Annotated in this window: 18 protein-coding genes; 8 read left to right on the top strand and 10 right to left on the bottom strand. The window is 67.3% G+C overall.

The window, feature by feature from the left end; all coding sequences use genetic code 11:
• Window positions 1–64: 64 nt before the first annotated feature.
• Genes carB through carA form a run of 3 tightly spaced genes read right to left on the bottom strand, consistent with a single transcriptional unit; the run spans window position 65 to window position 5,928 of the window.
• Window positions 65–3,325 (bottom strand): carbamoyl-phosphate synthase large subunit, encoded by a 3,261-nt coding sequence (carB, locus tag FHR90_RS10270; protein ID WP_176621808.1) that lies wholly within the window; start codon window positions 3,323–3,325, stop codon window positions 65–67.
• 13 nt (window positions 3,326–3,338) lie between these two features.
• Window positions 3,339–4,508 (bottom strand): ATP-binding protein, encoded by a 1,170-nt coding sequence (locus tag FHR90_RS10265; RefSeq protein ID WP_176621809.1) that lies wholly within the window; start codon window positions 4,506–4,508, stop codon window positions 3,339–3,341.
• Window positions 4,509–4,563: 55 nt separating this feature from the next.
• Window positions 4,564–5,928 (bottom strand): glutamine-hydrolyzing carbamoyl-phosphate synthase small subunit, encoded by a 1,365-nt coding sequence (gene carA / locus FHR90_RS10260; protein ID WP_176621810.1) that lies wholly within the window; start codon window positions 5,926–5,928, stop codon window positions 4,564–4,566.
• Between the two features lie 130 nt (window positions 5,929–6,058).
• Between carA and FHR90_RS10255 the strand changes: the two genes are divergently transcribed.
• From FHR90_RS10255 to FHR90_RS10240, 4 genes are all read left to right on the top strand, one after another.
• Complete coding sequence (locus tag FHR90_RS10255; protein ID WP_176621811.1) at window positions 6,059–6,514, top strand: GatB/YqeY domain-containing protein; 456 nt, start codon at window positions 6,059–6,061, stop codon at window positions 6,512–6,514.
• Between the two features lie 18 nt (window positions 6,515–6,532).
• Entirely contained in the window at window positions 6,533–8,383 is a 1,851-nt protein-coding gene (gene dnaG, locus FHR90_RS10250) for a DNA primase (protein WP_183275173.1), read from the top strand.
• Window positions 8,384–8,472: 89 nt separating this feature from the next.
• Window positions 8,473–10,434, top strand: coding sequence for an RNA polymerase sigma factor RpoD (gene rpoD, locus FHR90_RS10245; RefSeq protein WP_176624308.1), 1,962 nt, complete (start codon window positions 8,473–8,475; stop codon window positions 10,432–10,434).
• 13 nt (window positions 10,435–10,447) lie between these two features.
• The gene (locus tag FHR90_RS10240) at window positions 10,448–11,026 is read left to right on the top strand and encodes a GNAT family N-acetyltransferase (RefSeq protein ID WP_176624310.1); all 579 of its coding nucleotides are present in this window, start codon (window positions 10,448–10,450) and stop codon (window positions 11,024–11,026) included.
• A 25-nt stretch (window positions 11,027–11,051) separates the two neighbouring features.
• Here the strand turns inward: FHR90_RS10240 and FHR90_RS10235 are convergent, their stop codons facing one another.
• The 4 genes from FHR90_RS10235 to FHR90_RS10220 form a co-directional block, all read right to left on the bottom strand.
• Window positions 11,052–13,010: a glycoside hydrolase family protein gene (locus tag FHR90_RS10235; RefSeq protein WP_176624312.1), complete on the bottom strand. Its 1,959-nt coding sequence runs from the start codon at window positions 13,008–13,010 to the stop codon at window positions 11,052–11,054.
• Window positions 13,011–13,163: 153 nt separating this feature from the next.
• Window positions 13,164–14,678: a glycosyltransferase family 2 protein gene (locus FHR90_RS10230; RefSeq protein ID WP_183275172.1), complete on the bottom strand. Its 1,515-nt coding sequence runs from the start codon at window positions 14,676–14,678 to the stop codon at window positions 13,164–13,166.
• Complete coding sequence (locus FHR90_RS10225; RefSeq protein ID WP_176623310.1) at window positions 14,675–15,889, bottom strand: O-fucosyltransferase family protein; 1,215 nt, start codon at window positions 15,887–15,889, stop codon at window positions 14,675–14,677. The genes FHR90_RS10230 and FHR90_RS10225 overlap by 4 nt, the downstream gene beginning before the upstream one ends.
• A 21-nt stretch (window positions 15,890–15,910) precedes the next feature.
• Entirely contained in the window at window positions 15,911–17,401 is a 1,491-nt protein-coding gene (locus tag FHR90_RS10220) for a glycosyltransferase family 2 protein (RefSeq protein WP_176623311.1), read from the bottom strand.
• A gap of 264 nt (window positions 17,402–17,665) precedes the next feature.
• On the opposite strand from FHR90_RS10220, the gene rpsF reads away from it, so the two are divergent.
• The 4 genes from rpsF to FHR90_RS10200 all read left to right on the top strand — a co-directional run bounded on the left by rpsF (window position 17,666) and on the right by FHR90_RS10200 (window position 20,412).
• Window positions 17,666–18,136 (top strand): 30S ribosomal protein S6, encoded by a 471-nt coding sequence (rpsF, locus tag FHR90_RS10215; protein WP_176623313.1) that lies wholly within the window; start codon window positions 17,666–17,668, stop codon window positions 18,134–18,136.
• Between the two features lie 11 nt (window positions 18,137–18,147).
• Window positions 18,148–18,423, top strand: coding sequence for a 30S ribosomal protein S18 (rpsR, locus tag FHR90_RS10210; RefSeq protein WP_176623315.1), 276 nt, complete (start codon window positions 18,148–18,150; stop codon window positions 18,421–18,423).
• Window positions 18,424–18,438: 15 nt separating this feature from the next.
• Complete coding sequence (gene rplI / locus FHR90_RS10205) at window positions 18,439–19,023, top strand: 50S ribosomal protein L9 (RefSeq protein WP_176623317.1); 585 nt, start codon at window positions 18,439–18,441, stop codon at window positions 19,021–19,023.
• A gap of 138 nt (window positions 19,024–19,161) precedes the next feature.
• A complete protein-coding gene (locus FHR90_RS10200) occupies window positions 19,162–20,412 on the top strand; it encodes an SAM-dependent methyltransferase (RefSeq protein ID WP_176623319.1) in 1,251 nt (416 codons plus the stop codon).
• Here the strand turns inward: FHR90_RS10200 and rsmA are convergent.
• The 3 genes from rsmA to FHR90_RS10185 form a co-directional block, all read right to left on the bottom strand.
• Complete coding sequence (gene rsmA, locus FHR90_RS10195; protein ID WP_183275196.1) at window positions 20,409–21,230, bottom strand: 16S rRNA (adenine(1518)-N(6)/adenine(1519)-N(6))-dimethyltransferase RsmA; 822 nt, start codon at window positions 21,228–21,230, stop codon at window positions 20,409–20,411. The genes FHR90_RS10200 and rsmA overlap by 4 nt on opposite strands.
• Window positions 21,223–22,623, bottom strand: coding sequence for a peptidylprolyl isomerase (locus tag FHR90_RS10190; protein ID WP_176625120.1), 1,401 nt, complete (start codon window positions 22,621–22,623; stop codon window positions 21,223–21,225). The genes rsmA and FHR90_RS10190 overlap by 8 nt, the downstream gene beginning before the upstream one ends.
• Before the next feature lie 122 nt (window positions 22,624–22,745).
• The gene (locus tag FHR90_RS10185; RefSeq protein WP_183275171.1) at window positions 22,746–25,067 is read right to left on the bottom strand and encodes an LPS-assembly protein LptD; all 2,322 of its coding nucleotides are present in this window, start codon (window positions 25,065–25,067) and stop codon (window positions 22,746–22,748) included.

Genomic DNA, 25,067 nt, shown 5'->3' with positions numbered 1-25,067 from the left:
TTGCAGGCGCCCGAAGGCAGGCCCGTAGGCCCGACCGCGGACGCCTGGAAGGACGCGAACGTCCCTAGAACGATCCCTGAAGGTAGGACTGAAGCGGCGCGACTTCAAGCGCTCCCGCGCGCATCGCCGCGATCGCATAGACCGCGGCCCGCGCGCCGGCCATGGTGGTGTAGTGCGGTACGCCTTGGGTGAGGGCGGAGCGGCGGATGTCGAAACTGTCGGTCACCGACTGCGCCCCGCCGGCGGTGTTGATCACGAGCTGCACGTCGCCGGAGCGGATCGCGTCCACGCAATGCGGGCGGCCCTCCAGCACCTTGTTGACCGCGGTGACCTCGATGCCGGCCTCGCGCAGGGCGGCCGCGGTGCCGCGCGTCGCCATGATCGCGAAGCCCATTTCGGCCAGGCGACGGCCGAGCGGCAGCAGCGCGGTCTTGTCGGTGCCACGTACCGAGAGGAACGCGGTGCCGGTCTGCGGCAGCTTCACCCCCGCGCCGAGCTGCGCCTTGGCAAATGCCCGCTCGAAGCTGGTGTCCAGCCCCATCACCTCGCCGGTGGAGCGCATCTCCGGGCCGAGGATCACGTCCACGCCCGAGAAGCGCGCGAACGGGAACACCGCCTCCTTCACCGCGACATGCGGCAGCGCGGTGCGGGCGTCGAGGTTGAAGCTGGCCAGGCTCTCGCCGGTCATCAGCCGCGCGCCGATCTTGGCCAGCGGCACGCCGGTCGCCTTGGCGACGAACGGCACCGTGCGCGAGGCGCGCGGATTGACCTCCAGCACGTAGATCGCATCGCCCTTGATCGCATACTGCACGTTCATCAGGCCCACGATGCCGAGTTCGCGCGCCATCGCCTCGGTCTGGGCGCGCAGCTCGAAGATGATGGCCGGCGACAATGTGTAGGGCGGCAGCGAGCAGGCGGAATCGCCCGAATGGATCCCGGCCTCCTCGATATGTTCCATCACGCCGGCGACATAAACGGTGTGGCCGTCGGCGAGGCAGTCCACATCCGCCTCGATCGCGTCGTTGAGATAGCGGTCGAGCAGCACCGGACCGGCCTCGAACGAGCCGTCTCCGGAGGGGCGGATGGTCTCGCGCAGGTAGCGGGCGAGCTGGTCGGGGCTGTGCAGGATCTCCATCGCGCGGCCGCCGAGCACGTAGCTGGGCCGGATCACCAGCGGGTAGCCCAGTTTCGCCGCCAACGTCTCCGCCTCGGCCGCCGAGCGGGCGATGGCATTGTCGGGCTGGCGCAGGCCGAGCTTGTGCAGCATCGCCTGGAAGCGCTCGCGGTCCTCGGCGCGGTCGATGGCATCGGCCGGAGTGCCGAGGATCGGGATTCCGGCCTTCGACAGCGCGGTGGACAGCTTCAGCGGGGTCTGGCCGCCATACTGCACGATGCAGCCAAGCACCCGGCCGGATTGCTGCTCGCGGCGGATCAGCGAGATCACGTCCTCGTCGGTCAGCGGCTCGAAATACAGCCGGTCCGAGGTGTCGTAATCGGTCGAGACGGTCTCGGGATTGCAGTTGACCATGATGGTCTCGAACCCCGCCTCGCGCAGGGCATAGGCGGCGTGCACACAACAATAGTCGAACTCGATGCCCTGGCCGATCCGGTTCGGACCGCCGCCGAGGATGACCACCTTGTCGCGCGCGGTCGGCTCCGCCTCGCAGCGCGGCGCGCCATAGCCGCCCTCATAGCTCGAATACATATACGGCGTGGCGGAAGCGAACTCGCCCGCGCAGGTGTCGATCCGCTTGTAGACCGGCGTGACACCGAGGCGCTCGCGCAGGGCTGCGACCTTGTCGGGCGAAGTGTGAGCGAGACGGCCGAGTTGTCGGTCGGAGAAGCCGAGCGCCTTGAGCGCGCGGAGCGACAGCGCATCGGTGGGAAGGCCGTTCGCCGTCACACCCCGCTCGGCCTCGACGATGCGGGCGAAGGCGTCGAGGAACCACGGGTCGAACTTCGCCGCGTCATGGATGTCGGCAAGCGGAATGCCGGCACGGATCGCCTGCGCGGCCATCAGGATGCGCTCCGGGCGCGGCTGCGAGAGTGCTGCGCGGAACGCATCCGCACCGCCATCGCCGGGGGGCGGGACCGGATCGAGACCCGAAAGCCCCGTCTCCATGCTGCGCAGCCCTTTCTGCAGCGCCTCCTCGAAGCAGCGGCCGATCGACATCGCCTCGCCGACCGATTTCATCGCGGTGGACAGCAGCGGCTCGGTGCCGGGGAACTTCTCGAAGGTGAAGCGGGGGATCTTGACCACCACATAGTCGATGGTGGGCTCGAACGAGGCCGGGGTGGCGCCGCCCGTGATATCGTTGGCCAGCTCGTCGAGCGTGTAGCCGACCGCCAGCTTGGCGGCGATCTTGGCGATCGGAAATCCCGTCGCCTTCGAGGCCAGTGCCGAGGAGCGCGACACGCGCGGGTTCATCTCGATCACCACCAGCCGGCCGTCCTCGGGATTGACCGCGAACTGCACGTTCGACCCGCCGGTCTCCACCCCGATGCGGCGCAGGCACGCGATCGAGGCGTCGCGCATGCGCTGGTATTCCTTGTCGGTCAGCGTCAGCGCGGGAGCGACGGTGATCGAATCGCCGGTATGGATGCCCATCGGATCGATGTTCTCGATCGAGCAGATGATGATGCAGTTGTCCGCGCGGTCGCGGACCACCTCCATCTCGAATTCCTTCCAGCCGAGCACGCTCTCCTCGATCAGCACCTCGTCTGTGGGCGAGGCGTCGAGGCCGGAGGCAACGATCTGGTCGAACTCGGCGCGGTTGTAGGCGATGCCGCCCCCCGTTCCGCCGAGCGTGAAGGAAGGGCGGATCACCGCCGGCAGGCCGATCTCGGCGAGCGCGGCGCGCGCCTCGTCCATGCTGTGGGCGATCGCCGAACGCGGCCCCTCGATGCCGATCTCGGCCATCGCGTCGCGGAACTTCAGCCGGTCCTCGGCGCGGTCGATCACATCGGCCTTGGCACCGATCATCTCCACACCGTGCCGCTCCAGCGCGCCCGACTTGAACAAGGCCATCGCGGTGTTGAGCGCGGTCTGCCCGCCCATCGTCGGCAGGATCGCATCGGGCTTCTCGCGCGCGATGATGCGCTCGACGAATTCCGGCGTGATCGGCTCGATATAGGTGGCGTCGGCGAGATCGGGATCGGTCATGATCGTCGCCGGGTTCGAGTTGACCAGGATCACCCGGTAGCCTTCCTCGCGCAGCGCCTTGCAGGCCTGCGCGCCGGAATAGTCGAACTCGCAGGCCTGGCCGATGACGATCGGCCCGGCGCCGACGATCAGGATGGAGTTCAGGTCAGTGCGTTTTGGCATCGGTCGGAACCCCTCAATGGCCTTGGAGACGGTGCAGGTACTGGTCGAACATCGGAACGGTGAAGGCGGTATCGCCATGGGCCGGGCTGTAGACCATGCCCTTGCGGATCAGGTTCTGGCGCAGCGGGCCGACCGTCTGCACCCGCAGGCCGAGCCGTGCCGCGATGTCGCCGGAACGGTGCGGGCCGGGGCCGAGTTCAGCCATCGCCTGGCAGTAGGCGCGCTCGCGCGGCGTCAGCCGCTCGTAGCGCATGCGGAAGAAACTGCCATCGAGCTGCTCGATCGCCGCACCGGTGGCCTCACTGACGTCGGCCGCGTCGATCACCGGACCCTCGGCGACGTTCCAGGCCTGATACGCCCATTCCTGGAGGAAATAAGGATAGCCCTCGGTGATGCGCAGGATCGCGTCCAGTGCGGCGTCGGAGAATGCCACCTCCTCGCGCCGCGCCGGCTCGACCAGGGCGGTGCGCGCATCCTCGTCCGACAGCGCGCCCAGTGCGGGGTAGTCGAACAGCCGCTCCGCATAGGATTTCGACCGGCCCGACAATGCGACCACCTGCGGCAGCCCGGCCGCGACCATCACCACGGGAAGCTGCTCCTGCATCACGCGGTGCATGGCGATGATCAGTGCGCTCATGTCGCGCTCGCCGAGGAACTGGATCTCGTCGATGACCAGCGCGATGCCGGTCTCGCGCGCCTTCGCAGCCCGGCCGAGGGCGGCGATCAGCTCCGGCAGGTCGGCTTCGAGATCGCCGCTGTCGGCCACGCCGGCCTCGGCCTGCACGTCGAGCTGGAGGTCGCCGTAACGCACCTTCAGCCCGGTGGTGAAGCTTTTCAGCACCCGCAGCGCGCGCTTGACGTGTTCCGACAGCGCGCCGATCCGGTCGAGTTCCAGCGTCATCCGGCGCAGGTGCGGGATCAGCAGCTCGGGCAGCGATTTCGCCTCCTGCGCCTCGATCGCGCAGGAGCGGTATCCGAGCTCATCGGCGAGGTTGCGGACCCGGTTGAGTACCACCGTCTTGCCGACCCCGCGCAGGCCGACGGCGATGAAACTCTTCGCCGGGCGTCCCTGCAGGGCGCGGCGCAGCGCGATCTCGGCACGGCCGATCAACCGCTCGCGCCCTGCGATTTCGGGCGGTGCGGCCCCGGCGCCGGGCACGAAGGGGTTGCGGATCGGATCCATGTGAATGAAGTTTACGGAAATATACGACCTGCGTCATATACTTCAGTAAACATGCTCAATCCGCGTCCATCAGGGCGACGAAGCGGTCGAACAGATGCGCACTGTCGGACGGTCCGGGGCTCGCTTCCGGATGATACTGCACCGAGAACACGCGGCGGTCGGTGCAGCGCAGCCCCTCGTTGCTGCCGTCGAACAGGCTCACATGGCTGACCTCGACGCCGTCCGGCAGGCTGTCGCCATCGACTGCGAAGCCGTGATTCTGGCTGGTGATCTCCACCTTGCCGGTGGCGAGATCCTTGACCGGCTGGTTCGCGCCGCGATGGCCCTGCGGCAGCTTGTAGGTGCGCGCTCCAAGGGCGAGGGCGAGGAGCTGGTGGCCGAGACAGATGCCGAACACCGGCGTGCCGCTGTCGATCACGCCGCGGATCGCCGGCACCGCATAGGCGCCGGTCGCCGCCGGATCACCGGGGCCGTTGGAGAGAAACACCCCGTCCGGCTGATGGGCGAGGATATCCTCCGCGGTGGCGGTGGCCGGCACCACGGTGACGTCGCAGCCCGCCGTCACCAGCGAGCGAAGGATGTTGCGCTTTGCGCCATAATCCACCGCCACCACCTTGTGCCGCGGTGCCGGGGCTGCAGCGCCACTGAAGTCCCAGCGTGCCTCGGACCAGTGATAGCTCTGCCGGCAGGAGACCTCCTTCGCTAGATCCATTCCCTCCAGCCCGGGCCAGGCGGCGGCGCGGGCGCGCAGGGCTGCGAGGTCGAAGCGTCCGTCGGCCGGATAGGCCAGCACCGCGGTCTGCGGGCCGCCTTCGCGCAGGGCGAGGGTGACGGCGCGGGTATCGACGCCGGCGATGCCGGGGATACGCTGGCGCTTGAGCCACGCATCGAGCGTCTGCGTGCTGCGCCAGTTCGACGGCGCGGTAACGTCGGCCCGCACCACCAGCCCGCGTGCGGCGATCGTGGCGGCCTCGAGATCGGCCTCGTTGGTGCCGACATTGCCGATATGCGGGAAGGTGAAGGTAATGATCTGCCCGGCGAAGGACGGGTCGGTGAGGGTCTCCTGATAGCCGGTCAGCCCGGTGGAGAAGCACAGCTCGCCGATCGCCTCGCCGTCGGGACCTGTATGGGCACCGAAGCCACGGCCCCAGAACACCGATCCGTCGGCGAGCACCAGCGCGGCAGTCGCCCCTGGCGGAACAGAGGATTCGGGATCGGTCATGCCGGGCTCCTGCGCGGGTTGGGAAGGGGTGAAGGCGTCCAGCCCGAGGCCGCTGGCCTCGATCAGCTTCGGCCAGTGCTTCGCCGGGATCGCCCGGCTCTGGCGCCATTTGCGGATCGCCTCGAGCCCGACGCCGGTGAGAGACGCCACCGCGGCCGCGCCGCCGATCCGTTCGATGATGCTGTCGACATCGCTCATGCACTCTATATAGCGGCCACAACGATGGCCGGGAAAGTAAATTGGGAAATTTCTTCCCGGTTTGCGACGCATGGCTGGGTTGGGAAAAGGTTTCCCGTCCGGCCACACAAGAGGAAAGAAGACGACGCTCATGGCGCTGCGCGACCAGTTCACCGATTCTCTCAAGACGGCGATGAAGGCCGGCGACCAGCCGCGCGTCTCGACGCTGCGCATGATCGCTGCCCGGCTGAAGGACGTCGACATCGCCGCCCGGCCGAAGGGCATCGACAAGGTGGGCGACGACGAGGTGATCGGCATGCTGCGCGGCATGGTGAAGTCGCGCACCGAATCGGCCGGCATGTACCGTCAGGGCGGCCGGCCGGAACTCGCCGAGAAGGAGGAGGCCGAGATCGCTGTGATCGAGGGCTTCCTGCCCAAGGCGATGGACGAGGCGGCCCTCGCCGAGGCCGTCGACCAGGCGATCGCCGCCACCGGGGCTGCGAGTGCCAGGGACATGGGAAAGGTGATGGCCGAACTGAAGTCGCGCCACGGCGCCGCCCTCGACATGGCCCGCGCCTCGCCGCTGGTCAAATCGAAGCTGGCCTGAGACAGGGCCGGCTGACGGGTGGCCTTCGACCCCGCCTTCCTCGACGAGTTGCGCGCCCGCACCCCGCTGTCGCAGGTGATCGGGCGGCGCACGCGGCTGGTGCGCTCCGGGCGCAACTGGAAGGCCTGCTGCCCTTTTCACGGCGAGAAATCGCCCAGCTTCTATGTCTATGACGACCATTATCACTGCTTCGGCTGCGGCGCGCATGGCGATGCGATCAGCTTCGTCATGCACAGCCAGGGGGCGAGCTTCGTCGATGCGGTGAAGTCGCTGGCCGCGGAGGCGGGGCTGGAGGTGCCCGAACAGGCGCCGCGCGACCGCGAGGCGGAAGAGCGACGCCTCGGCCTCGCCGACGTGCTCGCCGCCGCCCAGACCGAGTATCGCCGCCGGCTGGACACGGCCGAGGGGGCGCCGGCGCGCGAGTATCTGCGCCGGCGGGGTCTGTCGGAGGGCACCATCGCCGGCTTCGGCCTCGGCTGGTCCGGCGACGGGCGCGGCGGACTGGTCGCACTGCTGGAGAAGGCCGGATTCTCACGGCAGATGATCGCCGGTTCGGGACTGATGCGTCTGGGCGAGGACGGATCGGTACGCGGCGAGCTGTTCTTCAACCGCGTCACCTTCCCGATCCATGACCGGCGCGGCGTGCTGACCAGCTTCGGCGGTCGCCTGCTGGGCGATGGCCAGCCGAAATACCTCAACGGTCCGGAGACGGCGCTGTTCTCCAAGCGACGCACGCTGTTCGGCCTCGATCGTGCGCTCGCGGCCTTGCGGGCGCCACGCCCGCCAGGGGTGCGGCCACCGGCGCTGCTGGTGGTCGAGGGCTACATGGATGTCATCGCCCTGCACCAGGCCGGGCTGGTGGCGGTGGCACCGCTCGGTACGGCGCTGACATCCGAACAGATCGAGCTGTTGTGGCGGGCGGCGGCGGTGCCCGTGCTGTGCTTCGACGGCGATGCCGCCGGAACCCGCGCGGCGCGGCGCGCGGTCGAGGTCGCGCTGCCGCTGCTGACCCCGGAACGCTCCCTGCGCATCATCCGGCTGCCCCCCGGCGAGGATCCCGACAGCATGCTGCGCGCCTCCGGCCGGGCGGCGTTCGAGCCGTTGCTCGCCGCGGCGAGTCCGGTGTCCGAGGCGTTGTTCGACCTGCTGCGCGAGGGCGGCGAGGACAGTGCCGAGGGGCGCGCCGCGTTTCGGGCCCGGCTCGATGCGGCGGCGTCGGCGATCGGCGACCGCGCTTTGGCCCAGGAAGTGCGCAGCCTGCTGCGCGACAGGTTCTGGACCACCTTCCACAAGCGCTCCGACCGCCAGCCGCCGGTCGCGTCGCGTCCGCGCCGGGGCGGCGGTCGCGGCGATCCGGACCTTGCGCCCGCGTTGATCGGCACGCGGCCGGTGATGCGGCCCGGCGGTTCCGATGCCGAGCGGCTGCGGGCGATGACCGCGATCCTGCTGCGCCATCCGTCGCTGCTGCACGATCTCGAGGAGGCGTACGCCGGTCTGGTGTTGCCCGAAGGCCTCGCCCGGCTGCGCGCGGCACTGTTTGACTGGGCGGCGGAGACACGGGAACTTGACTCGCACGCCCTCATGGACCACCTGCACTCAGCCGGATTAGCGCCGGTCGCGACCGATGTTCTCGCCTCGTCGCCCTACCCACTGCCGAGCGAGGCGCGGGAGGGGGCGATGCCGGCGGAGGCCGCGGCGGGGTGGTGGCACTTCTTCGCGCTTGTCAGCCGCCACCGGCTCGACGCGGAGGTGGATGCGGCACGCGCGGCCATGTCCGCGTCATTCGACGCCGCTTCGGAGCGCCGGCTGGTGGCACTCTGCGCGGCGCGAGAGGCGTTGGCACGGGGCGAACAGGGCGAGGACGCCTGAGGCGAAGAGCGCCGGTAGGCGCGGTGGTCGATGCAACCTTCGGCCACCGGGTTGGATTTGAGGGTTGAGGATCGGGGATGAGTTCGGCGATGGCCACCAAGACAGCCGCGAGCACTGAGACCGCATCCAGCGATGCGGATGTCGATACCGGATTGCTGGATGTCCAGTCTGCGGCCGTGAAGCGCCTGATCGCGCGCGGCAAGGAACGCGGCTACATCACCTTCGACGAGCTCAATGCCGTCCTGCCGCCCGACCAGATGTCGTCGGAGCAGATCGAGGACGTGATGGCGACCCTGTCCGAGATGGGCATCCAGGTCGTCGAGAACGAGGAACAGGAAGACGGCGAGGCCGCCGCCCGCCCCGAGCCCGCCGAGGGCGAGGAGGAAGAGGAAAAGACCGGCAATCTCGACGAGGAGAGCCTCGGCCGCACCGATGACCCGGTGCGCATGTATCTGCGCGAGATGGGCAGCGTCGAACTGCTGTCGCGTGAGGGCGAGATCGCCATCGCCAAGCGCATCGAGGCCGGCCGCGACGAGATGATCGGCGGGTTGTGCGAGAGCCCGCTCACCTTCCGTGCGATCATCTCCTGGCATGACCGGCTCAAGGCCGGCAACATGCTGCTGCGCGACATCATCGACCTCGAGGCCACCCAGTCCGGGGGCGCTCCGACCGAGGAGGCCGAAGGCGACAGCGAGTCCGAGGGCGAGGCTGCCGAGCCGGCGGCGTTCGACGCCCCGCGCGGTGGCGACGACATGGACGAGGGCGAGGATGGCGAGGGCGCTGGCCTGTCGCTCTCCGCACTCGAGGAGAAGCTCAAGCCCGAGGTGCTCGCGCAGTTCGAGGAAATCGAAAGCCTCTACAAGAAGCTGCACAAGGTGCAGGCAAAGCGTCTCGACACGCTGACCGCCGGTGCGGTGATCTCCGACCGTTCGGAGAAGAGCTACGAGAAGCAGCGCGAGGAGCTGGTGCAGCTCGTCGAGCGCGTGCGGCTGCATAATAACCGCATCGAGGAGCTGGTCCTTTACCTCAAGCAGATCAACCAGCGGCTCAACGCGGCCGAGGGCAAGCTGCTGCGCCTGGCCGAGAGCTGCAAGATCGGCCGCGACGACTTCCTGCTCAAGTATCGCGGCCATGAGCTCGACCCGGCCTGGATCGAGACTGTCTCGGCGTTGCCCGGCAAGGGCTGGAAGACATTCGTCGCCAAGCATGCCGAGGAAGCGGCTCAGCTGCGCGGCCGCATCGCCGAGGTGGCACAGGATTCCGGCCTGCCGATCAGCGAGTTCCGCCGCGTCTATCAGACCATCAGCCGTGGCGAGCGCGATTCGGCGCGCGCCAAGAAGGAGATGATCGAGGCCAACCTGCGGCTGGTGATCTCGATCGCCAAGAAATACACCAATCGCGGGCTGCAATTCCTCGACCTGATCCAGGAAGGCAATATCGGCCTGATGAAGGCGGTCGACAAATTCGAATACCGCCGCGGCTACAAGTTCTCGACCTATGCCACCTGGTGGATCCGCCAGGCGATCACCCGTTCGATCGCCGACCAGGCGCGCACGATCCGCATTCCGGTGCACATGATCGAGACGATCAACAAGCTGGTGCGCACCTCGCGCCAGATGCTGCACGAGATCGGCCGCGAGCCCGCCCCCGAGGAGCTGGCCGAGAAACTCGGCATGCCGCTCGAGAAGGTGCGCAAGGTGCTCAAGATCGCCAAGGAGCCGATCTCGCTCGAGACGCCGATCGGCGATGAGGAAGACAGCCATCTCGGCGACTTCATCGAGGACAAGGCGGCCGTGATCCCGCTCGATGCGGCCATTCAGGCCAATCTGCGCGAGGCCACCACGCGCGTGCTCTCGTCGCTCACCCCGCGCGAGGAACGCGTGCTGCGCATGCGCTTCGGCATCGGCATGAACACCGACCACACGCTCGAGGAAGTCGGCCAGCAGTTCAACGTCACCCGCGAGCGCATCCGCCAGATCGAGGCCAAGGCGTTGCGCAAGCTCAAGCACCCCTCCCGCAGCCGCAAGCTGCGCAGCTTCCTCGACGACTGACCGGGTGGGCGAAATGCGTGGCCTGGCGCGGCAGGGTCCGTCCGGGACGATCCGGATCGTCGTGGAGGTCACTTTCCTGCGCATGTCGCGCCCGCTCCCGCGCCCGGCGGCGCCTCTGCCCGAGGGTCTTCGCCTCGAGGTGGCGCAGGCGGTTCCGGTCGCGTTCTACCGCGATCTCTACGACGCGGTCGGTGCCGATTATTGCTGGTGGCTGCGTCGCATCCTGCCCGACGAGGATATCAGGGCGGTGATGCGAGCGCCGGGCTGGTCGCTGCACGTCCTCTATAACGGCGACAGCCCGGCCGGGTTCTATGAACTCGAGCGACGCGGCGCGGACATCAACCTGTCCTATTTCGGTCTGATGCCGTCGATGATCGGCCGCGGCGCCGGCCGGCCACTGCTGGAGGCGGCGATCGAGAGCGCCTGGCGGCAGAACCCGTCGGCGCTGCGGGTCAATACCTGCACCGCCGATCATCCCCGCGCGCTGCCGCTCTACGAGGCGGCGGGTTTCCGCAGGATCCGGCAGGTGCGCGAGATCTGGGACATTCCCGACAGTCTCGGGTTGCGCATCCCCGCCTCGCTGCGGGTCTGATCGCTGGTATCGGCCGGATGCGGCGCTATTGCAGGGTCGTGCATTTCCAGGTCGATCCGATCAGGGCGCAGAGCTTGCTGTCGGCGGTGTCGACCAGCAGCGAGGTGGTGCCGGTGACAGTCGGGCTGGCGGTGCTCGGCACGGAGGCCGTCGTGGGCAGGTTGAGCTGCTGTTGGGCGGTGATCACGCTGGTCTGGAGTCGTGCGGTGCCGCCGCTTTTGAGACTGCCCAGAATCGCGCCACCGGTGCTGTCCGGCGACAGATAGGCGGCGGACCCGGCGCTGTCGCGCAGGATCAGCGCGCCTCCGTTGCCGGGATAGATGTTGGCGCTGGAGAACAGGTTGCCCGTCGAGGTGAAGTCGTTGCTGTGGGTGCTGGTATCTCCGACCAGCCCGGTCGCCGCGAGTGCGGTGAGGATCTGGTTGAGGGTGGAACTGCTGGTGCTCGCTCCCGTCACCACGGTCTGGGCGGCCGTGGCGTGGCCATAGAAGCCAAGCGCCTGTCCGGCAGCGGCCAGCGTCACGCCCGGGCTGCCGCCGCCGAAATTCACCGTCCCGTCCTTGTTGCCATTGATCGCCGAGCGGAGCGCGCCATTGCCGTCGCGGAAGCTCAGGCTGGCATTGCCGGCGTTCGTCAGCACCAGTTGCGGCGAGAATACGGCCGAGCCCGCGATCTGCATGTTGCCGTTGCCGTCGAGGCCCATGTCGCCGACGTTGCCATTATAGCCGTTGCCGCTCATCACGATTCCGCTGCCGGTGGGCAGTACGGCCGGGGTCGAGACACTCACCCCCGAACAGGTGTTGGCGGAGATGGTGGCGTTTCTGATCGAAGTCCCGAGATCGAAGCACGGTCCGTTGAGGAACACCACGGCGTTGTTGCTGACCACCTCGAACTGACCGTTGGTAATGCGGGCGAATGTCTCCGAGCCGACGCCGCCGCCATTGGTGGTGTTGGCGGTCAGCGTGTTGTAGCCGCTGGAGAGGAGCTGCACGGCTCCATAGTTGCCCGATGCGACCGGATTGAAATGCAGGAAGAGATTGTTGCTGATGTTGTTCTCGTTCCAGTTGCTGAGGTAGATGCCGGCGGTGGTGTTGTTCCAATGTGAATTGTTGACCGTCGCCAGTTCTGCATAGTGCGTGCCGTCATCGACACCATAGATGCCATAGTCCGATCCGATGCCCTCGCTGTTGGTGATGAACACACCCTGCACCGAGCCGATCAGCTGAAGGTTGATATGGCCGCCCTGGAAGGTCGAGTTGCTGATCTTCGCGTCGATCGCGAACTGCTGGTTCGACAGGCCCTGGATGATCATGCCGACCGGGCCGCTGGCCTGCATCGTGGCATCGGGCTGCTGCACGTTCAGCGCATCGATGGTCGGATTGACCAGCGAGACCAGCGACAGCCCGACATTCCAGGTATCGGCCCGGTTGAGGCCCATGAAGCTCAGATTGGTGAGATGGGTCGGTATGGAGTTGACCACGCCGGATGCCGCGCGAATGCTCAGCCCTGTGCCGACCGCGCCCTTGCCGTCGGACAACCGGATGAACCGCAGGTTTGCCGCGGAAAACGTGGCAGTGCCTGCGTTGAGGGCGATCGAGGGACCGTCGACCCCGCCTGGAAACAGAAGTGTCGATCCGTTGCTGCCCTCGAGGAAGACACCGCTCGACGCGCCGATCGACAGGCTGATGGCCGTTCCGATCAGGCAGCTTCCCCGCGGCACGGTGACCTTGGCATAGCCCATGCCTGACGCGACATTGAGCGCGGTCTGCACGGCCGCGCTGTCATCGGTGACACCGTCACATCTGGCGCCAAAGTCGCGTATGCTCACCACATCCGCAAAATGATCCGCGAGTGTCCGCGCCACCGCATTCGGCAGCGCCGCCGTCGAGCGGCCGGTGATCGTGTTGAACTGTCCGTCGCCGGCGCGCGAGAACACCGGCTGGCCGAGCGCCGGGCCGGCCGCCGCGGCGAGGGAGATGATCATCAAAAGTGAAGGCCGCACGGCTTACCCTTCCGGTGCTGGTCCGCGCCCGGCCGTATGGCGATCTGGCCTGACGGCGTGACGGCATTGCAGGTCAGCCGCATGATAGCCGACCCTAGCCGCCCCGATCTCGGAGACGCCGGTGCGGCGCGCGGCTCAGGTCACCCGGCGCGCCGTCGCGCCAAGCGCGGAGACCAGAGCCGCGCGCCGCGCCGGCGACATGCTGGCTGCGATGATCGGCAGCATGTCGAACAGCGGCAGGGCGGCCTCGGGGAGGATCGACGGCAGCGCCACCTCGCCGGTGATCGATCGCAGCAGCGCGATGCCGTTGTCCGATTCCAGCCACCGCGCCAGCGCTTCGCCCGGCGGTCGCAGCCTGAAGCGTTCCCACGCCTGGGCCCGCACGACATCGCCGATCACGGCACCGCCGTTCTCCGGCGGCTTCACGCCGAGGATGCGCCGGGTTTCGGGATTGCGGAACGAGAAATCGTCGTAATGATCCTCGAGGAGATAGCGCCGCATTCTGGTGGTGCGGAAATCGCCCTCGACATAGGGCCAGCCGCCCGGTCCTTCCGCCCAGAGCAGGAAGGCGGTGTCGGGCAGCGAGGACAGGGTCAGGCAGGCAAGCGGAAACGCCGGATGGTCGTCGCGTCGCGATACCAGTCCGTCATGCGTATCGAGCGCTACGAGATGACCGAAATCGCTGACCACCTCGCGCACCGTGATCCCGCTTGCGATCGTTGCGGATGCCGTGGCCGACACGGCTGATGGCTGTGCGGCCGTATCGACCGACAGTCCGGCGATGACGCGCTCCACCGTCAGCCGGTCGATGCTCCGGACCAGCTCGAGAACCTTCGCCGCCAGCTCGGATGCACGCAGGTCGGTCATCTCCGCGTAGTCCATCGCATCGAAGAGCGCGGGCGATGGCACGAGGTCCATGCGCTTCTTCATCCTGTCGACGAAATGCTCCATGCTGCGGAGCTGGAAATGCATCACCCGGGCATCGGTCCAGTCGACCTCGGCCAGCGTGATCCCGTCGCGTTCCCACTGGACGTCGCGGCCATTGGGATAGACGTAACGGCTGTTGCCCACATCGAACTTGTGGACGTTCATCCAGCCGCCGCACCACAGTCCCGGCCGAACGAAGGACTTCACGTGCCGATTGATGCCCGTTGCGGGATCGGCGTGATGAACATAGGTGGCGAAGGATGGCCCGCCATTGGCGATGACCCATCCGCTGCTGCCGTAGTTGCACCAGTGGAATGCCATCGCACCGACATCCGCATCGACGCTGTCGAGGCGCTCGCGAAGACCGCCGAGGCAGATCTTTCCGTCCTTGTAGAACGCGAGATACTCGTCGGCATCGAAGAACCCGATCCACTCGAACTCGTCGCGGTGGTTTTGCAGCATGTTCAGATAGCAGTCGCGCTGGCGTAGCTCGTAGCGCTCGGAGCGCCGCGACAGCCGCAGCACCCGGACGTCGAACATCCTGCCCGCATCCTCGGCAATCTCGGCCGTGCCATCGGTCGAGCCGTCGTCGAAGACGAAGATCGTGTCCGCGCCGAGCAGATGATACCAGGCGAGCCAGTAGGCGAGTTCCGTCGCCTCGTTCTTGACGATCACGGCGACGGCGATGCGGCCCGTTCCGTGCGGCGCGACGGACTGGCTCATGCCCGCTTGCCCGGATCGCCGGACCGGACGGGACGGTAGCCCAGCGCCGCGCCGCTGGCGACAAAGTGGTGAAGCGCGTCGTGGAATTCGTTGCGGCTAAGTGCCGCGGCGGCGGACGGATAGGCCAGGCAGTACCACTCGGGGTCGAGACGCAATGGCGGGTGGCCGCTCGCGAAGCCATGTTCAAGATAGTGGTTGTAGACCGCGCAGTCGCCATATTGCGTTCGCAGCGCTGCCAGACCGGGATTCGCCGATACGTAGTAATCGAGATCCAGCCACCTGGCGTAGTCATCGATGCGCCTCGGCGTGGTGCAGCTTCGCTCGGTGATCAGCCGCATCGTCGTTTCGTCGACGGCCTGCCAGCTTCCGGCCAGCGCCCGCTCGCTGTGCTCCTGGCGATCGATATCGGTCCAGTAGGTGTGGGGGAACAGGAAGTAGCGGAAGCGCTCGTCCCCATAGGGGATGAACATGCCCTGTCGATGCTGGCACGGATTCAGCAGGCCCAGCACCGGCATGAAGATCCGCTGGGCATCCGACAGCCACGCCGCGAGCCAGGCGAAGGTGCTGACGCTCGGAATGATGTTGACGGAGCGCCGGATGAAATCGAAATCGGCGGCAGCGTTCGTGCCGGCCCGGAAGATCGCATCGGGAAAACGCTTCCTCAGCCGGTCGCAATACGGATTGTCGCCGAGCTGGCCGAAGAAGACGGGCTTCAGTCCTGATTGCCGGATGATGTCGGCGTAGAAGTCGATCGGCACCTGCACATAGTCCGGATGTGCGATGTCGCGCAAAATCTCGCCGCCACGGATGCTGATGACCAGCTCGTCGTCGGCCCCTCCGGCGACCGGCAGGGCAGGGTGCGGAAAGATGGCCGCATAATCGACACTGTCGCGGCGGGGCAGGTTGCCAACGTGTTGGCAATAGCCTTCGATCTGGATGAAATCGGGCTGGTTGGCCCTGCACAGCGCCGAGATGGTGTCGAAAGGCAGCAACCCCCGAGACGTGAATTCCCCGGCCTCGCGAAGATGCAGCCCCGCGCGACCATGCAGGTCGATGTCGGGCAGCGAGATGTCGAACATCGGGATGCTGACGTTATGGACCTGTCCGCGCCCGAGCGTGTTCCGGATCGACAGTGCGGCAAGATACATGAACATCATGTTGCCCGGGTTGCCGGGCAGCTTGACGCGGATGGTGGGCGTGATCGAGGTCATTGAGAGAAGGCCCGGGCGAAATTACGAAACGACATGCACTTTATGTTCCGACCGGCCGGCATCCTGTGTCGCCAGCCGGTCGTCGGGAACATCGGTCCCGAAAATCTCGATACGGTCGAAATGAAGATAGGTGTCGCCCAGCACCGTCACGCGCACGAAACGGACCGCCAGCGGGCCCTCGACGAGGACCCTGAAGGGCGTTCCATCGAGGCCGCCATAGATCTCGCCGTCGGTCTTGACGAGCAGCGTCTGCCATTCGATGTCGTCGAGGGCGTATTCGATGCGGATGTTGGCGACGCGTTCGAGGGCCGTGTCGAGCCGGTTGAACAGGCGCACCTCTCGCAGCTCGACCACCCTGCCGAGGTCCACGCGCCACCACGGATCGACCTCCCGGTCGGTGTGATTGTGCGGCCGGCCGGTGGGGGCCTCGTTCAGCACGCTGGCGGCATCTTGTTCAATGCTGCGGCGTTCGGCATGCGGGGCGATGATCGAACTCTGCGTGGCCTGGCAGCCTTCCGACACCAGCGGCCAGGGCGACGCCTCGAAGCTGCTGTAGGCATACGCCTGGTCGAGATATGACTGCCAGTAATCGCGCAGGTAAGTGTCCGTGACCGCATTGGTGCGGTCGTGGAATTCCTGCCGCTCCGCCTGGGTCAGCTTGCCCCACATGCTCTCGACAAGGAACTCGCCCTTCAGCCCGCGCGCCACGCGCCGGTCGAAGTCCTCGTCCGATTTCATGGAGAAATGCGCCACATAGGCACGTTGGCGGATGCGCTCGTTGGTGTCGCCCTCCCGCAGGTAGGCCCAGGCATCGACGGGCCACTGCCGATAGTAATGGGTCATCGAATCACCCAGCACGTTGCACAGCCGCAGTTCCGGCCCGGCCTCGGCCCAATCGTGCATCATCGCGACGTGTGGTTTGTCGTGCAGCGCCGCGTAAGGAATGGCCGACGAGCGGATCAGCACCTTCGTGAAGGGCGAGACGATGCCCTCCGTCGCGGTGTAGTTCAGCAGCACGCTCCCGGCCGGCCGCCTGGCAAAGCCGCTGGTGCCGAAGGTCTTCCAGTTGAAGTAGATGGCATCGGTCCTGGACTCGAAATCGGCGACGAAGCGGCCGATATTGTCCACGCCCGGCAGGCAGAGGAACTCGTCGATATCGAGCATCATCACCCATCCCGCTTCGTTGCTGAAGCGCTGGAGGGCGTCACGGTAGATCGCAAGCTGCTGCCCGGAATACGCGTAGTGGCGGTAGGTGACGAACGGTTCGGGGCCCTGGAGATAGGGAAGCAGGCGCTCGTAAAGTGTCACCGGGCTGTCGTCGTTGCTGTACAGATAGACATGGTCGAACCCGATCGAGCGGTGATAGTCCAGCCACTCGCAGATGTGGGCCTCTTCCCAACGGGCGCAGGCGATCAGCACGAAGCCGTATCTGACACCCTTGGGGCTGGCATGTCGCTGCGTCAGATAGGTCTGGGGATCGTGCGCCTCAGACCATGTGCCAGAATCGGTCATTGATGCTCCCAGAGTGCTACCGGAGGCACGGCCACCGATGGCACGGACGCCGCAGTCATGACAGTCTACCCGAGCGTCCAGACCTCCGGAAGGTGCCTATTTCGGGAGGATTCCACTTGAACGGCGCCACCAGATGTGATTGAAGCCCCGACTTCCCTGCCGCGGACATGGCACGTCCGCGGCTATACCCGCGCCTTCTTCAGGAAGGCACCACGCCGGATCCCCGCGCGCGGCATCGGGTTGAACCAGCCGAAGGGAGAACACATGCCGCTTTATGAACACGTGCTGATCGCACGTAACGATGTCACGCAGCAGCAGGTCGAGGCGATCGCCGACCTCGTCGCCGCTCAGGTCGAGGGCGATGGCGGTGCAGTCCGCAAGCGCGAATACTGGGGCCTGCGCAGCTTGGCCTATCGGGTCAAGAAGAACCGTAAGGGCCATTACATGCTGCTCGGCCTCGAGGCGCCGCCGGCCTCCATCGTCGAGATGGAACGTCAGCTGAACCTCAACGAGGACATCCTGCGCTTCATGACCATCCGCGTCGACGAGATCGACGATGCCCCCTCCGCCATCCTGGCGCGCAAGGGCGACGATCGCGAGCGCGGCTTCCGCGGGCCCAAGCCCGCCGGGCGCTTCGACAGCGGCCGTGGCGGCAAGCGCGGCTATGACGATCGCGAGGAATTCCGCGCCCGTGACGAAGGTCCGCGCGGCGGCCGCGATCTGAACGACGAGTGAGGGGCGAGACGATGTCCGAGACCACCGAAATCAATCCCGCCGCCCGCCGCACCGCGGTCGGCGCGCGCCGTCCCTTCTATCGTCGCCGCAAGTCGTGCCCGTTCTCGGGTCCGAACGCGCCGAAGATCGATTACAAGGACGTCCGCCTGCTGTCGCGCTTCCTGTCGGAGCGCGGCAAGATCGTGCCGAGCCGCATCACCGCGGTGTCGGCGAAGAAGCAGCGCGAGCTGGCGCAGGCGATCAAGCGCGCCCGCTTCCTCGCCCTGCTCCCCTATGTTCTGAACTGAGGGGAGAAAGAGACCATGTCCGCCGTAGAAGTCATTCTCCTCCAGCGCGTCGAGAAGCTGGGCCAGATGGGCGACACCGTGAAGGTGAAGCCCGGCTATGCCCGCAATTTCCTGCTCCCCGAGGGCAAGGCGATCCGTGCGAACGCCGCCAACAAGGAGCGTTTCGAGCGTGAGCGTGCCAATCTCGAGGCGCAGAACCTCCAGCGCCGCGAAGAGGCCGAGGCCGTCGCCGCCCGCATCGGCGAGCTCTCCGTCGTCGTCATCCGTCAGGCTGGCGATTCCGGCAGCCTCTACGGGTCGGTAACCACTCGCGACATCGCCGATGCGGCGACCAGCGAGGGGCTCTCGATCCACCGGGGCCAGGTGCAGCTCGACCAGCCCATCAAGACCCTCGGCCTGTCCGAGGTCCGCGTGGTGCTGCATCCGGAAGTGGTGATCAAGGTCACCGTCAACGTCGCCCGCTCGGTCGAGGAAGCCGAACGCCAGGCGCGCGGCGAGACCGTCGCCGTCGAGGAAGACGAGGGTCGCGCCTATGTCGCCGAGCAGCTCGGCGACGATTTCGGTGCCCAGGCGCAGGGCGAGGAGGCTGCCGCCGGCTGAGCCCGGCGTCATCCGCTGAAGAAAAAACCCCGCAAGGCTCCGGCCTTGCGGGGTTTTTTCTTGTCCGTCGCCATCGTTGGGTTTTGACCCGTCCGGCAGGCTCGCTCATGATCCGACCCGGACTTGGAGGCGCGCGGGATGATCAGGTTGCTCGACATCTTTCTTCGCCTGTTCATCCGGCGCGGCACGCTGCGGGTGCGGCTGCCGGACGGCAGCTATCGCAGCTATGGTTCGGGCACACCGACCGCCGGCGTCCACCTGCGCAACGAACGCGCGGTGCGTGCCCTGCTCGTCAACCCCGGCCTGTCGTTCGGGGAAGCCTACATGGACGACGACCTGGTCCCGCTCGACGGCCCGCTTTACGAGCTGGTCGAGCTGCTGATGATCAACGCGGTGGCCGGCGGCCACCCCGGCATGCGCCTCGAAGGAGGCTGGCGCTGGCTCAAGCGCGGCGTGTCCCAGTTCAACCCCGAGCGACGCTCGCGGCGGAATGTCGCGCATCACTACGATCTCGACGGGCGGCTGTACTCCCTGTTCCTCGATCGCGACCGCCAGTATTCCTGCGCCTACTTCGTTCACGGCGACGAGACGCTGGAGGAGGCGCAGGAAGCCAAGAAGCATCACATCGCCGCCAAGCTGAAGCTCGATCGCCCCGGTCTGCGCGTGCTCGACATCGGCTGCGGCTGGGGCGGCATGGCGCTGACGCTGGCACGCGACTACGGTGTCACCGTCACCGGCATCACCCTGTCGACCGAGCAGCTCAACGAGGCACGCTCGCGCGCCGAGAGCGCCGGGCTGGCCGGCCAGGTGGAGTTCCAGCTCCGCGACTACCGCACCCTGACCGAGACCTACGACCGCGTGGTCTCCGTGGGCATGTTCGAGCATGTCGGGGTTGGCCATTTCGAGACATATTTCGGTGCCATCCGCGATGCGCTCGTGCCCGACGGCGTCGCCCTGGTGCATTCGATCGGGCGGATGGACGGGCCGGGGGCGACCAACGCCTGGCTGGAGAAATACATCTTCCCCGGCGGCTACTCGCCCGCCCTGAGCGAAACGCTGGCCGCCGTCGAGCGCTCGGGCCTGTGGATGACCGACTGTGAGGTGCTGCGGCTGCACTATGCGCGCACCATCGAGCACTGGCGCCGGCGCTTCGCCGCCAACCGCGACACCGTCGCATCGATGCACGACGAGCGGTTCTGCCGGATGTTCGAACTCTATCTCTGCGGCTCGGAACTCGCCTTCCGCCGCCAGGGCCACATGAACTTCCAGCTCCAGCTCACCCGCCGGATCGATGCCGTGCCGTTCACCCGCGACTATCTGTTCGAGGCCGAGCGTGCGGCCACCGAGCGGCGCAGCGTTGCCGAGAGCAAGGCCGCCTCGCTGGGTTAGGACACGAGACAACCTGCCAGGCGCTCGAACTCCGCCACCGACAGCGTCTCCGCCCGCCGCCGCGGATCGATCCCGGCGCGCTCCAGCAGCGCCTCGCCACCCAGGCCCGCCAGTGCGCCGCGCAGCATCTTGCGGCGCTGCCCGAAGGCGGCTGCCGTCAGACGCTCCATGGCGCCGAACAGCACCGGGTCGGGCTGCTTCTCACGGGGCGTCAGCCTGACCACCGCCGACCAGACCTTCGGTGGCGGCACGAAGGCGCCCGGCGGCACGCGCAGCACGATATCCGTGGTGCATACCCATTGGGCGAGCACCGCCAGCCGCCCATAGGCATCGGTATCCGGTGCGGCGCAGATCCGTTCGGCGACCTCGAGCTGGAACATCAGCGTCAGCCGTTCCCACAGCGCCGCCTGGCGCAGCCAGCCGACCAGCAGCGGCGTGCCGACATTGTAGGGCAGATTGGCCACCACCTGGCGCGGCGTGCCGGTCAGGCCGGCGAGATCGAGCCGGGTCGCATCGGCCTCGATCAGCCGCAACCGCCCGTCCTCCCCCGCGGCCAGCTCGCCGATCAGCGCGGCCGCGCGGGGATCGACCTCGATCGCGGTGACCGAGGCCGCGCCGGCATCGAGCAGTGCGCGGGTCAGACCGCCCGGGCCGGGCCCGACCTCGACGACGTGACGCCCCTCGAGCGGCCCGGGCAGGGCGGCGATGCGGCCGGTGATCGACGGGTCGAGCAGGAAGTGCTGGCCGAGCGACTTGCGCGCGTCGAGCCCGTGCCGCGCGATCGCCTCCGCCAGCGTCGGGCGGAGGCGCTCAGGAATTGCGGATCTCGATCACCGAGCGCCGGTGCAGCTCGCGCAGCAACTGGCGCGAGGCCATTTCCACACGCTCGCCGAGGAGCTGGTCGGCGATTTCCTCGCGCGACTGGGTGGCGAGGTTCTTCTGGTCGCGCGCGCACACCATCAGCACCGCGATGCCGTCTCCGGAGACCAGCGGCCGGCTGGCCTCGTTGATGGCCAGCTTGTCGACCACGGCGCGCATCGCCGGGTTGAGCCGGTCGGCCTCGACCTCGCCGGGATTGGCGGGCCGGATGTTGCCGTTCGCCGCGTTGGCGGCCTCGATGGCGCCGCAATCATGCGCCGACTTGCTCAGGGCTGCGGCCTTGACCAGCGTGTCGCGCTGCTGAGGGGTGGGCGCCTGCGGGTTCAGCGCGCTGGTGAAGGGGAAGAAGGCCTGGCGCAGCGACAGGATGTTGGCCATCTGGTGACCCACCGTGCGCTTGCCGCGCAGGGTGACGATCTCGTAGCCGCCGGCGACGCGGACCGGATCGGAGATCGCCCCCACCGGCATCTCGTTGAGCAGCGACACCACCTGCGGGTCGAGGCTGTCGGCCCCCACCCAGCCGCGCGCGCCGCCCTCGAGCGCGCTCTGGTCCTGGCTGAATTCGGCAGCGACCACGGCGAAGGGCGCGCCGGCGCGAAGCTGCTTGATGACGGTGGCGGCGAAGGTCTGGGCGTCGTTCTGGTGGGCGGGATCCTCGATCGGGACGAAGATCTCGCCGATGTTCCACTCCGGCTGGCCGTCCTCGGTCTTGAGCGCGGCCTCGCGCTGCTCGATGTCGTCCTCGCTGATACGGGCGCGGTCGGCGAGTTCCTGGCGCAGCACGTGCGACCAGCCGAGCTGCACGCGTACCTGGTCGATCAGCGTGTTGAAATCGACCCCGAGCCCGCTCAGGCGCCGGCGCAGCGAGCCCGGCTCCATGCCGTTGCGCTTCTCGATGTCGTCGATCGTGCCGGCGATCTCCTTGGTGGAGATGATGATCTTGCGGTTGAGGATCTCGCGCATCTTCAGCCGCTCGTCGATGAGCTGGCGGGTGATCTGCGGGCGCAGACGGGCCAGGACCTCCTCGCTGAGCGGCAGCCCGGTCGACATCGCGAACAGCCGGCCGCGATTGTCGACGTCGCGCTTGGTGATGACGTTGCCGTCCACGACCGCCGCGATCTCGTCGTCGGCGACCATCGGCTTGGCCGTGTCGGTCTTGCCGCCGCTGTCCGGCATCGCATCGCCTGGCGCCGGTGCTGCGTCTGCGGCGGCAGGCTGGTGATGGTGATGGTGCGCCGGCTGGGCGAAGGCCACCCCCGCGCTCCACCCGGCCAGGATCGCAGTCGCCGCCAGCAGGGTCGGGCGCCGTGTGGCGGAGCGGAACAGGGACATGCAAACGGGTCTTTCAGTCATGGAACCAGGCCGGCCTCGCGAACGCCCATCCGAATAGTCCTTCGCGGCCGGTTTGGGAATGTGTCTGCGCGGCACGGTGCCGGGAGCTTCGAGATGGCCCCTCAGCCGTTCACCGCGAAGATGCCCAGGGTCTTGAAGGTGAAGGTGAACAGGATCGACTGGTCGCCGGTGTCGCCGTTGATGGTCGTGTAGCGCTTCACATAGCTGATGTGGAAGCTGAAGCAGTCGTTGGTGTAGCCGGCATTGGCGCCCAGTGCGACCATGCGGCCGCGCTCGATGTCGCGACGGGCGAAGGTGTTGAGGCTGTATTCACGCCAGACCGACGATGTGCCGAGGGTGATCTCGTTGCGGGGAACGTAGTAATTCGGGTTGATCGTGCTCAGCCGGTAGTTGTTGTCGTAGTAATAATAGATGTCGTGGCTGTTGTAGGTGTAACCGCCGCTCACCCGCAGCAGCGGCACGCCGACGCTGACCAGCCCGTCGGCAAAATGGGTGTTGCCGTTCTTCGGATCGAAACGGCCGCGCGCGGTCATGTCCAGCCAGCTCGCCGGGGTGTAGCTGAGCCGGCCGACGAAATCGGAGATCGGGTGCTCGAGGCCGCTGTCGGGCACCTGGTTGCGGTCCACATGCGCCTGGTAGGACTGGCCGATCAGCGCGTCGAGCTGCTGGTCGCCCTTGAACGTCCAGTTGCCGTGCAGCCCGACATTGGCGCGCGCGCCGCCGTCGAGACGGTCGACGCCCTGGTGGCGGTTGATGTTGAACAGGGTCGCGTCGGTGAACTCGTAGTCGAGACTGTCCTCGTTGGGGATGTTGTCATTGACCGAGTTGCCTGATTGCGGGGCGGCGACGAGCTGCACGATCGGCTCGATGGTCTGGCTGCCGCCGCTGTGCAGACTGCGCACGAACGGCCAGTTCATCTTCAAGGCCACGGTGGGCAGGGCACGCGCGGTGGTCGCCGCATTGGTGGTGCCATAGACCGGGATCAGGTCGAGCTTGCGGGCGTTCCAGACGCCCGTGTCGACATGGGCGGTGAAGACGAACTGCTGGCCGAGGCTGTCGTGAAACGGCCGGTCCCAGTTCAGCCCGACCGCGAAGCGCTCGTCGCTGACGCCGTTGGGGCGATAGATGTTGAAGCTGGTGGAATCGAGCGAGAACCGCCCGCCAAGCGCGTCGGGCTGGCTGAAATAGCTGTAGGTGAAGCGCGGCAGCACCAGCGGCAGGGTGGAATCGTTGACGGTGACCTTGTTGAGGCCCTGGAACACGGTGCCGTCCAGCCGAGCATAGGAGCCGACGCCGAAGCCTTCGAGATAGGCGGTCGAGCCGAGCACGTCCGCACCGTAGCCCGGCACGCGGTAGTCGCGCATGTAGTTGGCCGAGGTCGACAGCGAGATGTCCGCACCGGCCCGCCAGACGCTGTTGAGCGCGAACAGCGCGTGCGCCTGCAGATAGGCCTGCACCGCACCCTCGTCGCCAGCCACCGCGCCGATCGCGTGCAGCACGCCGTCATTGAAGGATTTGCGGTAGTCCAGCGTGAGCTGCGGGTCCTTGCGGGTGGCCAGCAACGGCACGATGGTCAGATCGGAGCTGTCGTTGATCACCCAGTAATAGGGCAGGGTGGCGAAGGTGCCGAGATGTTCGTCATGCGGCGACAGCGTGCCCATCAGGAAGCCGCTCTGCCGGTGTACCGACGGATCGGGCGCCGAGAAGAACGGGAAATACATCACCGGCACGCCGAACATGTCGAGATAGGCGTCCTGGTACTCGATGCGCTTGTGCGGGATGTCCTGCACCGCCGAATAGGCGCGGATCTGCCAGAACGGCCGGGTCTCGGGATGCTGCGCGCAGACCTTGCAGGCAGTGTAGACGACACGTGACAGCTCGTTGATCTGCCCGTCGGTGCGTCGCGCGCCGTTGGCGGCGAGCTTGCCGTTCTGCGTCATCAGCGCGCGCATGTTGTCCATCACGCCCTGGCGCATGCCTTGCGTCAGCTCGGCATAGTCGGAGAACACCACCTGTCCGTCGGGCTCGACGAGGGCGACGTGGCCGGAGGCGGCGGCGACGTCGGTGTTGCGGTCGTAGGTGACGCGATCGGCACGCAGGATGTGGTCGTTCTGCCAGATCTGGACATGGCCGGTCCAGGTGACGAGGCCGTTATGGCTGTCGTAGTCGACATTGTCGGCGCGAAAGGTGACGGGTGCGCTGCGCGACGCCGGCGCGCCGCCATGGCCGTGCTGGACGGCGAACTGCGCCAGCGCCACGCCGGGGGCGACCAGAGCGCCGAGCGCGTAGCCGCCGCCGAGCAGGGCGGGTCGCAGACGCACGCCCCGACGCACGCCCTCGGCCGGAGGCGTGCAAAGCGGTGCGGTCCGGCGCTGCTTGGGCAATGGCTTGCGGCGGATGGCCGTCTGTCGCTTGCGGGCCAT

Source organism: Endobacter medicaginis, from assembly GCF_014192375.1.
In the GTDB taxonomy this organism is placed as follows: Bacteria; Pseudomonadota; Alphaproteobacteria; order Acetobacterales; family Acetobacteraceae; genus Endobacter; species Endobacter medicaginis.
This window is presented reverse-complemented; position numbering and strand designations above follow the sequence as displayed.

Coding starts and splice junctions, on each gene's coding strand:
- carB (WP_176621808.1), bottom strand. CDS start 3,325: ATGCCAAAACGCACTGACCTGAACTCCATCCTGATCGTCGGCGCCGGG.
- FHR90_RS10265 (WP_176621809.1), bottom strand. CDS start 4,508: ATGGATCCGATCCGCAACCCCTTCGTGCCCGGCGCCGGGGCCGCACCG.
- rpoD (WP_176624308.1), top strand. CDS start 8,473: ATGGCCACCAAGACAGCCGCGAGCACTGAGACCGCATCCAGCGATGCG.
- rplI (WP_176623317.1), top strand. CDS start 18,439: ATGTCCGCCGTAGAAGTCATTCTCCTCCAGCGCGTCGAGAAGCTGGGC.
- FHR90_RS10190 (WP_176625120.1), bottom strand. CDS start 22,623: ATGTCCCTGTTCCGCTCCGCCACACGGCGCCCGACCCTGCTGGCGGCG.
- rpsF (WP_176623313.1), top strand. CDS start 17,666: ATGCCGCTTTATGAACACGTGCTGATCGCACGTAACGATGTCACGCAG.
- FHR90_RS10200 (WP_176623319.1), top strand. CDS start 19,162: ATGATCAGGTTGCTCGACATCTTTCTTCGCCTGTTCATCCGGCGCGGC.
- FHR90_RS10230 (WP_183275172.1), bottom strand. CDS start 14,678: ATGAGCCAGTCCGTCGCGCCGCACGGAACGGGCCGCATCGCCGTCGCC.
- FHR90_RS10225 (WP_176623310.1), bottom strand. CDS start 15,889: ATGACCTCGATCACGCCCACCATCCGCGTCAAGCTGCCCGGCAACCCG.
- rpsR (WP_176623315.1), top strand. CDS start 18,148: ATGTCCGAGACCACCGAAATCAATCCCGCCGCCCGCCGCACCGCGGTC.
- FHR90_RS10240 (WP_176624310.1), top strand. CDS start 10,448: ATGCGTGGCCTGGCGCGGCAGGGTCCGTCCGGGACGATCCGGATCGTC.
- FHR90_RS10255 (WP_176621811.1), top strand. CDS start 6,059: ATGGCGCTGCGCGACCAGTTCACCGATTCTCTCAAGACGGCGATGAAG.
- FHR90_RS10185 (WP_183275171.1), bottom strand. CDS start 25,067: ATGGCCCGCAAGCGACAGACGGCCATCCGCCGCAAGCCATTGCCCAAG.
- carA (WP_176621810.1), bottom strand. CDS start 5,928: ATGAGCGATGTCGACAGCATCATCGAACGGATCGGCGGCGCGGCCGCG.
- FHR90_RS10220 (WP_176623311.1), bottom strand. CDS start 17,401: ATGACCGATTCTGGCACATGGTCTGAGGCGCACGATCCCCAGACCTAT.
- FHR90_RS10235 (WP_176624312.1), bottom strand. CDS start 13,010: ATGATCATCTCCCTCGCCGCGGCGGCCGGCCCGGCGCTCGGCCAGCCG.